This window comes from Abyssibacter profundi (genome assembly GCF_003151135.1).
Taxonomy (GTDB): Bacteria; Pseudomonadota; Gammaproteobacteria; order Nevskiales; family OUC007; genus Abyssibacter; species Abyssibacter profundi.
This window is the reverse complement of record NZ_QEQK01000013.1, coordinates 20,641-33,883: the sequence shown is the minus strand read 5'-3', so window position 1 is coordinate 33,883 and position 13,243 is coordinate 20,641. Positions and strand designations below refer to the sequence as shown.

The window sequence follows — 13,243 nt, the reverse complement described above, 5'->3', positions numbered from 1 at the left end:
TATCACGGGGCAGCCCGCGCCAGATGTTCCACGTGGAACATCTCGGCAAGCTCCAAATCCGAGCCGGGCGCATCCAGCCAGGTCGAAATCCATTGCGCGCTGCCCTGTTGCAGTTGCGCCACTGCGCGGTGCCGCATCGCTACACCCCACTCAGCGGAGAAATCATCGATTAACAACAAGGGGCTGTGACCGAGCTGTTCAGCGACCAGTTCGACCTGCGCGGTCAGCAGCGCCATGACCAGCGCCTTTTGCTGTCCACGCGAAGCTTGATGACGCACCTGCCGCCCGCCTAACTGCAGCCGAATGTCCGCACGGTGAGGTCCGACCACGGTGTAACCCGCATCGAGCTCACGAGACTCTGCATCCTCTAGGGCCTCACCCAGCGCGGCGTGCTTGGGCCAACCGGGCCGATAACCCAACACGGGGTTCAGTTCATCGTCGAGCAGGTGATTGACCCGCTCCCGCCACGAGCACGCCAGTGCTTCGAGATGCTGGCGACGAGCCGCATCCACACGCTGTGCAGATTCGATGAATGCGGGATTCCACGCGCGAAGCTGTTTTCGGTCCCCACGGCGACACGCTGCGTTCCGCTGACGCAACACGCGCTGAAACTGTCTCCAGTTATGCAGGAAAGAATGTTCCACGTGGAACACTCCCCAATCGAGCATGCGCCGCCGATGCACCGGCCCCTCATCAATCAGCCTGTGCGCCCGCGGGTCCATCACCTGTATAGGTAAGGCCCGCGCCAACTCCAGCACCGTGGCATCTCGCCGCCCACCGATTCGGATTTCGAGCCCGGCCCGACCGCGCTGGACTGCGTAGCGCGAGGCTTCGTTCTGGACTTCCACGGTGGCGACCACCAGCGCATGGTCTTTATCGTGTCGAATGACATCCGAGGGTGAACTCCCCCGAAACGACACGCCGCGGCTGAGTAGATATATGGCTTCGAGTACGGACGTCTTTCCGGTGGCGTTATCACCGATGATCGCCACGCCGCCGGGCGCGCTGGCCGCCGTTAACTCGAGCTGCATCCGGGCGTGACAGCGAAAGTCGGTCAACGCCAATGAGCGAATCAACATGCCGCGCTGGACAATCGACCGATTGCCCGTCTGATGATCGGTGTAATGCGCTTACAGCCGCATGGGCATGACGACGTACTTGTGCGCGTCCGTCCCCATTTCGGTGAGCAGTCCACCGGCATCCGGACTGCTCATTTCAAAGCGGAACGCATCGCCTTCCATCACGCCGAGCGCATCCAACAGATAGTTGACGTTGAAACCGATTTCCAACGGCGCCCCATTGTAATCCACCTCGATCTCTTCCTCCGCCTGCTCGTGCTCCGGGTTTTCGGTTTGCAGCTTGAGCAGACCGGGGTCCAGTACGAGACGAACCCCTCGGAATTTTTCGTTGGAGAGAATCGCCGCTCTAGCCAGCGCTTGGCGAATCACTTCTCGGTCACCGGTGAGCAGTTTGTCGCCCGCCGCGGGGACCACCTTTTCATAATCTGGGAATCGACCATCGATGAGCTTGGTCGTGAACAAGATGGTGCCCAGGTCGACCTGCAGATGGTTGTTCGTCAGCGACACGCTCACAGTCTCGTCCTCATCGGAGAGCAGGCGGTTCAGCTCCAGGACACCCTTGCGCGGGACGATGACCTGACGCTCTTCGCTGATTTCAAGTTCCACATCAACATCGGACAAAGCGAGTCGATGGCCGTCGGTGGCAACCGCGCGTAAACGGTCATGCCGCAGCGCCAGCAACAGTCCGTTGAGGTAGTAACGAACATCCTGTTGCGCCATCGCAAACATGGTGCGATTGAGCACCTGGCGCAACGCGAGATTCGGTATGGAATGACGATCCGCCGAATCGATATCACCTAGCGAAGGAAATTCGCTGGCCGGCTGCGTCGCCAGCGTGAATCGGCTTCGACCAGAGCGAACGATGAACTTCTGCTCTGAAAGCTCAGCACGAATGACGGAACCTTCCGGCAGTCCACGACAAATGTCGAACAGCTTCCGGGCCGGCACGGTGATCGCACCGGGCTGATCGACCTGCGCCTGGACATGGCTGACCAACTCGAGTTCCAGATCGGTACCGGTCATGCGCAGTCCGGTCTCCGACGCTTCGATATGGAAGTTCGACAGGATCGGCATGGTCTGCCGACGCTCGATCACGCCGATGACGGCCTGAATGGTTTGCAGGAATGACCCACGATCGATTTCGAACTTCATGTCTGGTCCCCGAACTCCATCGGCAAATGACTATATAGAAGTATCTTTTAAAGATAGTAGTAGTAGTAGAGGGCGTGGCCCGCTGTGTGTAACACAGAAATACTGTTTTCTTTCAATGGCTTATCCACGCCCCGCCGTGGATCAAACACCTGGGGCAACGCCGTCGGATTCCTGTGGACAGAATGTGTGCGCAACCCGATTTCTCGCATTGTCACATTCCATCCCCGAGATATCCACATCAACGGCTCAGGGTTCTCAACAGGGCCTCATAGTCGTCACGTATGGCGCGATCGGCATCCTTGAGCTTCTGAATCGTGCGGCAGGCGTGCAGGACCGTGGTGTGATCCCGACCACCGAAGGCGTCGCCGATTTCGGGCAGGCTGTGGGTCGTGAGCTCCTTGGACAGCGCCATGGCCATTTGTCGTGGCCGGGCGATGGAGCGACGACGACTGCGTTGCGTCATATCAGACAGACGGATGCTGAAATACTCGGCGACGGTGCGCTGGATGCTCTCGATCGTGACCATGCGGTCGTGCACCGACAAGATGTCCTGCAGTGCATAACGAGCGAAATCGATGTCGATGTTCGTACCGGTGAACTGGGCGGTATGAACCAGGCGATTCAGTGCCCCCTCCAGCTCGCGGACATTGGAGCGGATGCGGTTGGCAATAAAGAACGCGACGGGTTCTGGGACGGCTGCACCCAGTTGCTCTGCCTTGCTCATCAGGATGGCGACCCGCGTTTCAAGCTCGGGGGGATCGACGGCGACGGATAGCCCCCAGGAAAAGCGGTTCTGCAAGCGGTCATCCAGGGCATCCAACTCTGCGGGATAGCGGTCGCAGGTCAGGATGATCTGACGATTGGCTTCGAGCAGTGAGTTGAACGTGTGGAAGAACTCTTCCTGGGACCGCTCCTTGCCTGCAAAAAAATGGATGTCGTCGATGAGCAGCGCTTCGGCCGTCCGGTAGAAGTTTTTGAAGCCATCCATCCGGTTATGTCTCACCGCCAGCACCATGTCATTCACAAAGCGCTCGGCCGGGATGTACACAACCCGATTGGCCCCCCGCTGGGCGGAGAGCAGATTCCCAACGCTGTGCATCAGGTGGGTCTTCCCGAGGCCGGTCCCACCGTAGATCAGCAACGGGTTGTAAGACGTGCCCGGTGATTCGGCGACCTTCTGAGCCGCGGCGCGGGCAATCTGGTTGCTCTTGCCTTCCACAAAACGGTCAAAGGTGTAACGCGGATCGAGCCGACTACTGCTATGGGTGGAGTCCGTCTTGGGCGCCGCCGCTCGCCGGGGCTCTGCAGGCTCCGGTGCGGGGGCGGTTGGTTCGGATGAACCCACGCGAACCGTGACGCGCGGACTCTCTAAATCCACGACCTCGCTCCACACCGCACTTATGGTGGCAAGGTACTGCGCCTTGACGTTCTCCATCACCGGCCGGTTCGGTGCGATGAGTTCCAGGTTGCCGTTGTCAGCATGGGCGTGCAGCGGCCGCACCCAGGTGCCGACATCCGATTCGGAGAGCACGGATTCGAGACGTTCGAGACAGCGCTGCCAGAGCGCGTTTGAATCCACCAGAGACACCTGCGTCGTCGTAGAAATATCGGGCGATCGGACCCGCCAGTGGATGGTCCGAACAAGAGCTCATTCTTGCAAGCAGCCACCGGCCCGTTGAGCCCGAGCGCAAGCACATCGCTGCGCTGGCAATAGGTCCTTCGAGACCCCGGGCGCCGGACTGAACAGGGACCACCCCCCGGGTCACCAAGGGATGTTGCTGGGGGTCCGAAGGCGTCCCGGAGCGGGGGCCAGACGACAGTGATGATCCGCATGCCGAAGCGACATACGAGTCCGAACGCGACCGGGAACTGTGCCAGCGTAGTTATCCACAGCCAGGTTGCTTGATGCAAGGGCCTATTTTTCAGTACTATCCGCGCCCTTTCGCCCGCCCCGGGCACCTTCACGAGATTGAGAAAGATGAAGCAGACTTTCCAGCCGCACGCAGTGCGTCGCAAGCGTACGCATGGTTTCCGCGCTCGCATGGCAACCGTCGGTGGCCGCAAAGTGATTAAGGCGCGTCGTGCCAAGGGCCGTAAGCGCCTCACCCCGTAAGCCGTTCGGCTTTCCCCGGGATCATCGTCTGCTCAAACCGGACGAGTTCCGGGCTGTCTTTCGAACCGGTCAGCGTGTCCATAACCGCCATTGGATGCTCGTCGTAGCGCCTGGCGTAACGGGCTCCCCTGCGCGTTTGGGGCTGGCCGTGTCGAAAAAATGTGCCAAACGAGCCGTTGATCGGAATCGCATCAAACGCGTGACCCGAGACTGGTTCCGGCATGCCGGCTTACAAGGTGTCGATATCGTGGTGACCGGCAAGCGCGGTGTCGCCGACCTCAGCAAGCCGGAACTGCGTGATTCCCTGAAACGTCTACAGCGGCGCTTGGGTTCCTCATGATCCGCCTGCTGACGGGATTGATCCGCGCCTATCAACGCTGGTTGAGTCCGCTGCTGCCGCCGCGCTGCCGTTACACGCCGAGTTGTTCGCAGTACGCCATCCAGGCCTTGTATGCGCATGGTGTGGTGAAGGGTGGCACACTGGCGCTGCGGCGCATTGCCCGCTGTCACCCGCTGCAGCCTGGCGGTCATGATCCCGTGCCAGGCTGCGGGGCTCCCCCTCCCAACGATCAAGTGTTGCGTTAACACATGGAATCTATTCGTTTTCCGTTGATCGCCGCGTTCGCGGTCATCTGCTTCTTTCTGTACCAAGCTTGGCAACAGGACCAGGCGCCTGCCCCTGAGCCGACCACGGCGTCACCCATCGAATCGGTCAATGTCGAAGACGATGTGCCATCGCTGGCCGCGTCGCCGAACCGAGCGGACGACAGCCCGGCGGCACCGGATGTCGCCGCGCCGGTTGTTGAGGCCCCTTCGACCGATCTGGTCGTGGTCGAAACCGACGTCATGCGAGCCTACCTTGACCCGCTGGGTGGGAACTTGGTGCGCGTTGAGCTGCTGGATTATCCGGTGGAAGCCGATAGTGACGTGCCGTTGGCCGTGTTGCATCAAGGCAATCGCGGCTTTTTTGTCGTGCAAACGGGCTTGCTAGGAACCGATGCGCCGACGCACAAGGCGATCTACACGGCGCAGCGCACGCGTTATCAACTGAATGACGGTGACGAGTCCGTGCAGGTGCCCCTGACCTGGACGGGCGCCGACGGCCGTCAGGTCACCAAGACCTATCAGTTCGAAGCCGGGCGCTACGTGATCGGCCTGGACTACCAGGTCAGCAACCTAGCTGATCAGCCGTGGTCAATCAGTGCCTATGGCCAGGTTTGGCGGACGCCGGCTGATGCCGGTGGCGGCACGCCGTTCGTCCGCCAGTTCGAGGGCGCAGCCTGGTACGAGCAGCGAGACGGAGAGACCAAGTACCGGTTCCAGAAGGCCGATTTCGGCAAGATCGAAGACGAGCCCCTGGACGTGACCCAGACGGGCGGTTGGGCCGGAATGATGGAGCACTACTTCATCGCTGCGGTGATCCCACCGGCGGAGCAGACCGTCCGGCTGGTCACCAAGCCGTCGTCTAGTCAGGGATATCTCACCCAGTTGATTGGTGAGAAAACCGAGGTGGCGGCACAAGCCACGGCCAAGCTGTCGCAGCGCATTTACGTCGGTCCAAAATTGCAAAACCGGCTAGAAGATGTGGCCCCAGGTCTGCAGCTGTCCGTGGACTATGGCTTGCTAACGCCCCTGTCCGAGCCGCTGTTCTGGGCCATGGACAAAGTCCACAAGGTGGTGGGCAACTGGGGTGTGGCCATCATCATCATCACGCTCGCCATCAAACTGGTGTTCTACAAGCTGTCGGAGGCGCAGTACCGTTCGATGGCGAAGATGCGCAAGTTTGCGCCGCGCATTCAGTCCATCAAGGATCGCTACGGCGACGATCGCCAGAAGATGCAAACGGCGATGATGGATTTGTACAAGAAGGAAGGCTTCAACCCCTTTGCGGGATGCTGGCCCATGCTCGTGCAGTTCCCGGTGTTCATCGCCTTGTACTGGGTGTTGCTGGAATCGGTCGAGCTGCGCCAGGCCCCGTTCTTCCTGTGGATTCAGGATCTCTCCGCCCCCGATCCGCTGTTTGTGCTGCCGGTGCTGTTCGGCATCTCCATGTACTTCCAGCAGAAGCTATCGGGTCAGGCGATGACCATGGATCCGATGCAGCAGAAGATCATGAGTGCCATGCCGATTGCACTGGCTGCATTCTTTACGTTCTTCCCTTCCGGTCTGGTGCTGTACTGGTTCGTCTCCAACCTCGTGGGCATCGCGCAGCAGTGGTACATCTACCGCAAGCTGGATCATGAGGGTCTGGGCCGCAAGTAGGTCCAGCGTCCGCCGGGCGGATGTCTGCCATGCCTAATGGGCTTCGCCGTGCCCCCCTCCACTGACACCATTGCCGCCATCGCCACGGCACCGGGTCGTGGCGGTGTCGGCGTCATTCGCATCTCCGGCCCTTTGGCGGTGTCGGTCGCCGAGGCAGTAGTCGGTGATTGTCCGCCGCCTCGGCATGCGGCTTATCGTCGGTTTGTGGATGCGCACCGCGAAGCGATCGACTCGGGTTTGGTGCTGTACTTTCCCGGGCCGGCTTCCTACACCGGTGAGGATGTTCTGGAGCTCCAGGGCCACGGTGGCCCCGTGGTGCTCGATGCCGTGCTGGCCAGAGTGTTAGACCTGGGGTGTCGGGCTGCCGAGGCCGGCGAGTTCACGCGCCGCGCCTTCGAGAATCAGCGGCTGGACCTCTCCCAAGCCGAAGCGGTTGCCGACCTGATCGACGCCGATAGTCTGGCTGCCGCACGGGCGGCCCAGCGTTCCCTGTCGGGTGCGTTCTCTCGTCGCATCGACGCGTTTCGAGATGAGCTGTTGTCGCTGCGGACCTGGGTCGAGGCCTCGATCGATTTTGCCGACGAGGACATCGATTTTCTGGCCGATGGCGAGGTGGCGCGTCGTCTCTCGATTCTGTTGCAACACCTGCAGGAGCTCCGGCGCCAGACGGACCGCGGCCGGGTGCTGGCGGAAGGGCTGCGCGTGGCGATCGTCGGCGCGCCCAATGTTGGTAAATCCAGCCTGCTCAATGCGCTGGCTGGCCATGACGCCGCCATCGTGACGGAGATCGCCGGCACCACACGAGATGTGCTCCGCGAGCGTGTCGTACTCGATGGGTTGTCGGTGCTGCTGCTGGACACTGCAGGCATACGGGTGACCGATGACCCGATTGAGCAAATCGGGGTGCAGCGGGCCTGGGCCACGCTGGATGACGCCGATGTCGTGCTGGTCATGAGCGGTGACGGTCAGCCCAGCGCCATCGAAACCGATTCGGCATTCGAGCGACTCCGTGGTGACCCCCGGTTGCTGCGGTTACACAATAAGTGCGACCTGACGGCCGGCGTGGTTGGCCTGCGCGATGACGGATCCATCGGTTTGTCAGTCCTGCAGGGTCAAGGCCTGGATGCACTGATCAAGGCGTTGCAGCAGCGTGCGGGTTTAGAGGGTGGCGCAGTGGGTGAATTCAGCGCCAGGCGACGGCATCTGGATGCCATTGATCGCGCCTTGCAGGGCCTGGAGCAAGCCGAGATCCAGTTGAAGGTTCACCAGGCCCCCGAACTGCTGGCTGAGGATCTCGCACTGGCCAACCGCGTGCTGGGTGAGATCAACGGGCCGGTGGACACGGAAACCCTGCTGGGTTCGATCTTTTCCAGCTTCTGCGTGGGCAAATGAGTGCTGCCCTAGCGCGTCACCCGCACAAGCGTCAGGCCTTCGGATTCCAGTAACTGCAGCAATCCCGTCTGGCCCGGCAAATGTGCGGCGCCGACGATGACCAGCACGTTGTCCGTCCCTGCAAGCAGTCCCACCAGATCGTTCATCCAGCGCAGGTTGCGGTCGGCGAGCAAGCGGTCGAAGGCGCTGGGATGTTCATCGGCCATGGTGTCGACGAGCTGGCCCATGGCATCCAGATCGCCTGAGCGCCAAGCCTGGTAAATCGATTGCGGCAGATCATCGTAGGTCTCGAACTGGCTGAGTGTTGCGGCCAAGGTACTGGTGCTGCCGATTTCACCATCGCCGAGGCCGGTCAGCAGCCGCATGTGCTCGTCCGGTGTCTCGAGGCCGCGAATGGGCTTTTGATCGGCGATGGCCCGCCGGCTGAAATGTTGATCCAGACCATGCTCCGGCCGAAACCCGGCTTGCTGGTACGCCGCCAGTTCCAGCATCAACCCGACAAACCACGGCTTGAGGGTGTCGAGACTGAACAGTGGCAGACCGAGACGCTTGGCATGCCGGCGCACATCGTCGTACATCGCATCACCGATGCGCTCGCGTAGCGTGGCGTCGGTGTCGGCCTGGGCCGAGGCCAGCAGCAGGGTCTGATTGGTGGGTGACTCCAACTGCGTCAGATCGGCTTCCAGCACCAGCCGCGAGACATCGTCATAAACCCGCTCGTAGGCGGGGTGCAGCGGGTAGGCAGACTCGGGCAAGAGGTGCAGTGAACCGGCCAAGTACAGCCGTGAGTCCTCATCCTCGATCATCCAGATCAAGGGCTCGGCTCGCGCCGTACCCAGCAACAGCAGTGCGAGCAGGCCCAGCAGTCCGGCCCGAAGGCGCATCGACGTCATCAGGACGAGCCACCGACGAGCCAGCGATCATCCGCCGTGGTGGGTTCTTGGCCATCAATCCGCAGCGATGCGAAATCGAATAACGATCGGTCCGCGAGCTGCGAAAGCGCGATATTGCCCATGGCCTTGAAAATCGTTTCCACCCGCCCGGGCGAGAGTCGATCCCATTGCTGCAGCATCTGTTTGATGGCCACGCGTTGCAGGTTGTCCTGGGTGCCACAGAGATTGCAGGGAATGATCGGAAACGCCTTATCGGTAGCGTACCGGGCCAGGTCTTTCTCCCGGCAATACGCCAGCGGTCGGATCACGACATGGTCGCCCTTGTCCGACTTCAGCTTGGGCGGCATGGATGCCATCCGACCCCCATGGAACAGGTTCAAGAACAGTGTCTCGACCATGTCGTCCATGTGATGACCGAGCGCAATCTTGGTAAAGCCCTGCTCGGCGGCATAGGTGTAGAGCGCGCCCCGTCGTAGCCGTGAACAAAGACTGCAATAGGTCTTGCCCTCGGGGATCACCCGCGTCACGACCGAGTAGGTGTCCTGCTCCAGAATCTCGAAGGGCATGTCGATGCTGCGCAGGTAGTCCGGCAGCACATGTTCGGGGAAGCCCGGCTGTTTCTGATCCAGGTTGACGGCGAACAACTCGAAGTCCACTGGCGCCGCAGCCTGAAGCGACCGCAGGATTTCCAGCATGGCATAGGAATCCTTGCCGCCCGACAAGGCCACCATGACCCGGTCGCCCGGCTCGATCATCTTGAAGTCTTCAATGGCCTGACCAACCTGGCGGCGCAGGCGCTTGGCGAGCTTGTCCGACTCGCGCTTGGCGCGGCGGTCTTCGGTGACGGCTTGATTCATCCGCGCATTATAAAGTTCGCTGGCGACTTCCTGTGGGTTGATGTTGCCGCTGATCAGCCGGAGCGCCGTGCCTGGCCTGTTTGCAGGCAGCAACTTGGCGGTGCGAATAAACCGGTGCTTCCCTAGCTCGGTGGTTGTTCAGTCCGAGTGATCCGATAGCACCGTGAGAATGTCGGGCAGCGGTCGCCGGGTGATGGCCGGCACCTGGGCATCGTCAGCGGGGTAACCAGCCACCAGCAGCACAAAGGGGCGTTCATGTTTCGGACGGCCCAGGATCTCCGTGAGGAATCCCATGGGGCTGGGCGTGTGCGTCAGCGTGGCCAGTCCCGCGTGGTGCAGCGTGGCGATCAGCATGCCGGTGGCGATCCCCACCGAGTCGATGGCGTAGTAGGTTTTTTCTCGCTGGCCATCGGAACCGATCCGGTGGCGCTCGTAAAACACGGCGATCAGCCAGGGTGCCGTCTCTAGAAACGGCTTGTCCGCCGTTGTGCCCAAGGGTGCCAGCGCGTCGAGCCAGTCTTCTGGCGCACGGTGTGCGTAGAACGCACGCTCCTCCTCCTCGGCCGCGGCGCGAATGGCCTGCTTAATCGCCGGATCGCCAATCGCAACAAAGTGCCAGGGTTGCTGATTGGCTCCGCTGGGTGCAGATCCCGCCGCACGCACGGCCTGCTCGATGACAGCCCGTGGAACCGGCCGGTCGCTGTAGTCCCGTACGGTTCGGCGACGGGACAGCTCATCCGCGTAGGCCCTGGCCCGTTGGATGAGTTCGTCCGGTTCGCGCTGCGCAAAGCCGTGTAAAGGGTGAGTGGGTGGTTGCTGTTGCTGACTCATGCGGGTTTCACCAGCGGGCGGCGTTGCCACCACAGTCGCATCGGCTGGTCCGGGCTGGGCGTCTCGGGCACGCAGCGGGCCAGCAGCAGGGACGCCGTCGCCATGCCGGCGCCGAGTATGAACACCCACGCAGGTGCGACCAGCCAGATGATCCCGAAACTGGCCGGGATGACGACCGCCGCGATGTGGTTAATCGTGAAGTTAACGCCGGCCGTACCGGCAATGTCGCCGGGGTCTGCGATCTTCTGGAAGTAGGTCTTCTGGGCAATGGCCATGGCAAAGAAGATGTGGTCCACGACGAACAGTGTCGCGGCCAGTCCGCCACTGTCGACCACCGCGTAACCCAGGAATACCGTGATCAGCCCGATGTACTCAATGGTGAGCGCGCGGCGCTCGCCGACCCGACCGATCCAGCGGCCGATAATCGGCGCCAGCCACCAGCTCACACCGTGGTTGACCAGATACAGTGCAGCTATGGCGGATGCCGAATAGCCAAAGCGTTCAACCAGCAGAAAGCTTGCAAACACCATGAAGATTTGTCGGCGGGCGCCGCTGAGAAAGGTGAGCGCGTAATACAGACCGTATCGTCGTCTCAGGATGAGTTGCTTGCGTTGGGGGCTTGGTGCTTCAAAACGCGGGAAGGCCAGCGCCATGAACAGCACCAGCAGCAGACAGGCCAGACCCGCCGTGGCGTAGATCACCGTATAGCTGGCCGCGAACACCTCTAAAAGCACCCAGACCACGGCATAGGACGCCAGCGAGGTCAGTGCGGCCACCGAAATCAGTTGACCCAGCACGGCGGGCGCCTCGGCTTTGCTCAGCCACTGTAGCGACAGCGATTGCTTCAGCGTCTCCAGGTAATGAAAGCCTACGGACATCAAAAACGTGGTGATCAGCAGCCCGGTCGTTGTGGCAAACACGCCGGTCACAGCGACGGCGCCGCCCAGCAGAGCGATCGCGACCAGGGCGAAGCGCTGCTCGGAAATCACGGCTAGAAAGAACACCGCGGTGAAGGCCAGAAAGCCCGGAATCTCGCGCACGGACTGCAGGACACCGATGTCCGATCCATCGAACCGGGCCATCTCGATGGCGAAGTTATTCAGCAGGGCATTCCAGGTGGCGTAGCCCAGCGGCAGCGCCACCGCCATCAACATGAGGAACAGACGTGGCGTGCGCCAATCGGTGGTGGGCGATGCGCTCATCGTACTTGGCAAAAACCGACGCGGCGGGCAATCATGGCATGCATTGAAACAACGCGCGGGACGCCATCATGGATCTGTTCACCATGATCACCATCGTGGTGATCTTTGGCACGACGACCGGGGCCATTACGAGCTACCTCAAGAGCCGGCAACAGCAACAGCCGCCGGCCGATGTGCTGGAACGGCTGCAAAAGCTGGAGCGCCGGGTGGGCGAGCTCGAAGCGGCGGTCACCAACGAAGAACGCGAACTGCGGCGCCGCTTCGCCGAGCTGGACGCCAGCGCCTGACAACGCAGGATCGCGGGAGAACCGGCCCGTTCCGTCTTGCCTGGCCTGTTCGCAGGCAGCAACTTGGCGGCGCGAATAGATCAGTGCTTCCCTAGTCAGCCGCTTGTTGGATAGCGTCCGCCAGCCGGCTGGCCATGGTCGCATCCAGGCCAACCAGTTGGATCTGGCTGGGCTGTGCCTGCTCGGCAAGCCAGGCGTTGCACTCGCGCACGGCGATGGGTAGCGCTGTGTCGACGGGGTAGCCGTACACTCCGCAGGAAATCGCCGGAAAGGCGATGGACCGCACGGCGTGTTCGGCGGCCAGCGCCAGTGAGTGGCGATAGCACTGCGCGAGCTGTTCGGCCTCACCAGCCGAACCGCCTGTCCAGACCGGGCCGACCGTGTGGATGACCCAGCGGGCCGGCAGGTTGTAGCCGGCTGTGATCTTCGCCTGACCGGTTTCGCAGCCACCCAGCTTGCGGCAGGCCTCGAGCAATTCGGGTCCGGCCGCGCGGTGGATGGCACCATCGACACCGCCACCGCCCAGCAGCGATTGGTTGGCGGCATTGACGATGGCGTCCACGGCCAGGGTCGTGATGTCGGCCTGCACGGCCGTTAGCGAGTTCACGGCTTGAACAGGGTCTGACCTGCGACGCGATCGGCGACCCGCGCGATGTTGGCCCCATGTGCGGTGAGCACAGCCTGTTGGGCGTCACTCACCTCGATGGGTTCCATGGTGTCGGCCGTGTGCACTCGCGCGTAGGGACCCCACTGCAAGCCGCCATCGGCGTAGTGGGTGGTGTTCTTCGGTAGCGGGACCAGCAGCATCCCCAACTCGGCGAGGTTGTTGAGCAGGGCCAGCAGGGTCAGTTCGATACCACCACCTGCATTGCCGTAGCCGCTACCGGTACCGAAGACCGCGCCCACCTTGCCGATACCGTCGTTGTTCATCCACAGGCCGGAGCAATGTTCATCGATGAAACGCTTGATCTTCCAGTCCGGTGAGCCCATGTGCGACGGCGAACCCAGGACCAGCGCATCTGCCGCCCGGACATCGTCACCGGTTGCATCGCCAGCGGCTCGCAGCATCGCGGCGCCGCCAGCCGACTCAACGCCTCGCGCCAGGGCCTCGGCGCAGGTCTGGGTATGTCCGTAGTCGGTTGCGTAGACGATCAAAACCTTGCTCATGATCGAAC

Annotated in this window: 15 protein-coding genes; 6 read left to right on the top strand and 9 right to left on the bottom strand. The window is 61.9% G+C overall.

Annotated elements, in window-relative coordinates; genetic code table 11:
- Window positions 1–2 precede the first annotated feature (2 nt).
- The 3 genes from recF to dnaA all read right to left on the bottom strand — a co-directional run bounded on the left by recF (window position 3) and on the right by dnaA (window position 3,810).
- The gene (recF, locus tag DEH80_RS13910) at window positions 3–1,079 is read right to left on the bottom strand and encodes a DNA replication/repair protein RecF (RefSeq protein ID WP_109721116.1); all 1,077 of its coding nucleotides are present in this window, start codon (window positions 1,077–1,079) and stop codon (window positions 3–5) included.
- A gap of 51 nt (window positions 1,080–1,130) precedes the next feature.
- Entirely contained in the window at window positions 1,131–2,231 is a 1,101-nt protein-coding gene (dnaN, locus tag DEH80_RS13905) for a DNA polymerase III subunit beta (protein WP_109721115.1), read from the bottom strand.
- A 238-nt stretch (window positions 2,232–2,469) separates the two neighbouring features.
- Window positions 2,470–3,810: a chromosomal replication initiator protein DnaA gene (gene dnaA, locus DEH80_RS13900; protein ID WP_109721114.1), complete on the bottom strand. Its 1,341-nt coding sequence runs from the start codon at window positions 3,808–3,810 to the stop codon at window positions 2,470–2,472.
- Between the two features lie 399 nt (window positions 3,811–4,209).
- Here dnaA and rpmH point away from each other — a divergent pair, with 399 nt between their 5' ends.
- From rpmH to mnmE, 5 genes are read left to right on the top strand one after another with little or no spacing between them, the layout of a single operon-like run.
- Complete coding sequence (rpmH, locus tag DEH80_RS13895) at window positions 4,210–4,344, top strand: 50S ribosomal protein L34 (RefSeq protein ID WP_109721113.1); 135 nt, start codon at window positions 4,210–4,212, stop codon at window positions 4,342–4,344.
- Entirely contained in the window at window positions 4,313–4,684 is a 372-nt protein-coding gene (gene rnpA, locus DEH80_RS13890; RefSeq protein ID WP_109721112.1) for a ribonuclease P protein component, read from the top strand. The genes rpmH and rnpA overlap by 32 nt, the downstream gene beginning before the upstream one ends.
- Complete coding sequence (gene yidD / locus DEH80_RS13885; RefSeq protein ID WP_109721111.1) at window positions 4,681–4,929, top strand: membrane protein insertion efficiency factor YidD; 249 nt, start codon at window positions 4,681–4,683, stop codon at window positions 4,927–4,929. Before rnpA ends, yidD begins: the two co-directional genes overlap by 4 nt.
- Before the next feature lie 3 nt (window positions 4,930–4,932).
- Window positions 4,933–6,606, top strand: coding sequence for a membrane protein insertase YidC (gene yidC, locus DEH80_RS13880; RefSeq protein ID WP_109721110.1), 1,674 nt, complete (start codon window positions 4,933–4,935; stop codon window positions 6,604–6,606).
- A 48-nt stretch (window positions 6,607–6,654) separates the two neighbouring features.
- A complete protein-coding gene (gene mnmE / locus DEH80_RS13875; RefSeq protein WP_243412822.1) occupies window positions 6,655–7,998 on the top strand; it encodes a tRNA uridine-5-carboxymethylaminomethyl(34) synthesis GTPase MnmE in 1,344 nt (447 codons plus the stop codon).
- Between the two features lie 8 nt (window positions 7,999–8,006).
- Here mnmE and DEH80_RS13870 read toward each other — a convergent pair whose 3' ends face one another.
- From DEH80_RS13870 to DEH80_RS13855, 4 genes are all read right to left on the bottom strand, one after another.
- A complete protein-coding gene (locus DEH80_RS13870) occupies window positions 8,007–8,891 on the bottom strand; it encodes a TraB/GumN family protein (protein ID WP_109721108.1) in 885 nt (294 codons plus the stop codon).
- Window positions 8,891–9,748, bottom strand: coding sequence for a tRNA 2-thiocytidine(32) synthetase TtcA (gene ttcA / locus DEH80_RS13865; protein ID WP_109721164.1), 858 nt, complete (start codon window positions 9,746–9,748; stop codon window positions 8,891–8,893). Before ttcA ends, DEH80_RS13870 begins: the two co-directional genes overlap by 1 nt.
- 138 nt (window positions 9,749–9,886) lie before the next feature.
- A complete protein-coding gene (locus DEH80_RS13860; protein ID WP_109721107.1) occupies window positions 9,887–10,579 on the bottom strand; it encodes a nitroreductase family protein in 693 nt (230 codons plus the stop codon).
- On the bottom strand, window positions 10,576–11,781 hold the full coding sequence (locus DEH80_RS13855) for an MFS transporter (protein ID WP_109721106.1): 1,206 nt from the start codon (window positions 11,779–11,781) through the stop codon (window positions 10,576–10,578). The genes DEH80_RS13860 and DEH80_RS13855 overlap by 4 nt, the downstream gene beginning before the upstream one ends.
- Before the next feature lie 68 nt (window positions 11,782–11,849).
- Here DEH80_RS13855 and DEH80_RS13850 point away from each other — a divergent pair, with 68 nt between their 5' ends.
- Window positions 11,850–12,068: a hypothetical protein gene (locus DEH80_RS13850; RefSeq protein ID WP_109721105.1), complete on the top strand. Its 219-nt coding sequence runs from the start codon at window positions 11,850–11,852 to the stop codon at window positions 12,066–12,068.
- A gap of 91 nt (window positions 12,069–12,159) precedes the next feature.
- Here DEH80_RS13850 and DEH80_RS13845 read toward each other — a convergent pair whose 3' ends face one another.
- Both DEH80_RS13845 and DEH80_RS13840 read right to left on the bottom strand, forming a co-directional pair.
- Window positions 12,160–12,675, bottom strand: a complete 516-nt coding sequence (locus DEH80_RS13845) for an O-acetyl-ADP-ribose deacetylase (protein ID WP_109721104.1) — start codon at window positions 12,673–12,675, stop codon at window positions 12,160–12,162.
- Window positions 12,672–13,235, bottom strand: a complete 564-nt coding sequence (locus tag DEH80_RS13840) for a flavodoxin family protein (protein ID WP_109721103.1) — start codon at window positions 13,233–13,235, stop codon at window positions 12,672–12,674. Before DEH80_RS13840 ends, DEH80_RS13845 begins: the two co-directional genes overlap by 4 nt.
- Between the last annotated feature and the right edge of the window lie 8 nt (window positions 13,236–13,243).

What these genes read in the sequence shown, in the direction of transcription:
- recF (WP_109721116.1), bottom strand. Translation starts at nt 1,079, where the DNA reads ATGTTGATTCGCTCATTGGCGTTGACCGACTTTCGCTGTCACGCCCGG.
- dnaN (WP_109721115.1), bottom strand. Translation starts at nt 2,231, where the DNA reads ATGAAGTTCGAAATCGATCGTGGGTCATTCCTGCAAACCATTCAGGCC.
- rpmH (WP_109721113.1), top strand. Translation starts at nt 4,210, where the DNA reads ATGAAGCAGACTTTCCAGCCGCACGCAGTGCGTCGCAAGCGTACGCAT.
- yidD (WP_109721111.1), top strand. Translation starts at nt 4,681, where the DNA reads ATGATCCGCCTGCTGACGGGATTGATCCGCGCCTATCAACGCTGGTTG.
- yidC (WP_109721110.1), top strand. Translation starts at nt 4,933, where the DNA reads ATGGAATCTATTCGTTTTCCGTTGATCGCCGCGTTCGCGGTCATCTGC.
- DEH80_RS13870 (WP_109721108.1), bottom strand. Translation starts at nt 8,891, where the DNA reads ATGACGTCGATGCGCCTTCGGGCCGGACTGCTGGGCCTGCTCGCACTG.
- ttcA (WP_109721164.1), bottom strand. Translation starts at nt 9,748, where the DNA reads ATGAATCAAGCCGTCACCGAAGACCGCCGCGCCAAGCGCGAGTCGGAC.
- DEH80_RS13860 (WP_109721107.1), bottom strand. Translation starts at nt 10,579, where the DNA reads ATGAGTCAGCAACAGCAACCACCCACTCACCCTTTACACGGCTTTGCG.
- DEH80_RS13855 (WP_109721106.1), bottom strand. Translation starts at nt 11,781, where the DNA reads ATGAGCGCATCGCCCACCACCGATTGGCGCACGCCACGTCTGTTCCTC.
- DEH80_RS13850 (WP_109721105.1), top strand. Translation starts at nt 11,850, where the DNA reads ATGGATCTGTTCACCATGATCACCATCGTGGTGATCTTTGGCACGACG.
- DEH80_RS13840 (WP_109721103.1), bottom strand. Translation starts at nt 13,235, where the DNA reads ATGAGCAAGGTTTTGATCGTCTACGCAACCGACTACGGACATACCCAG.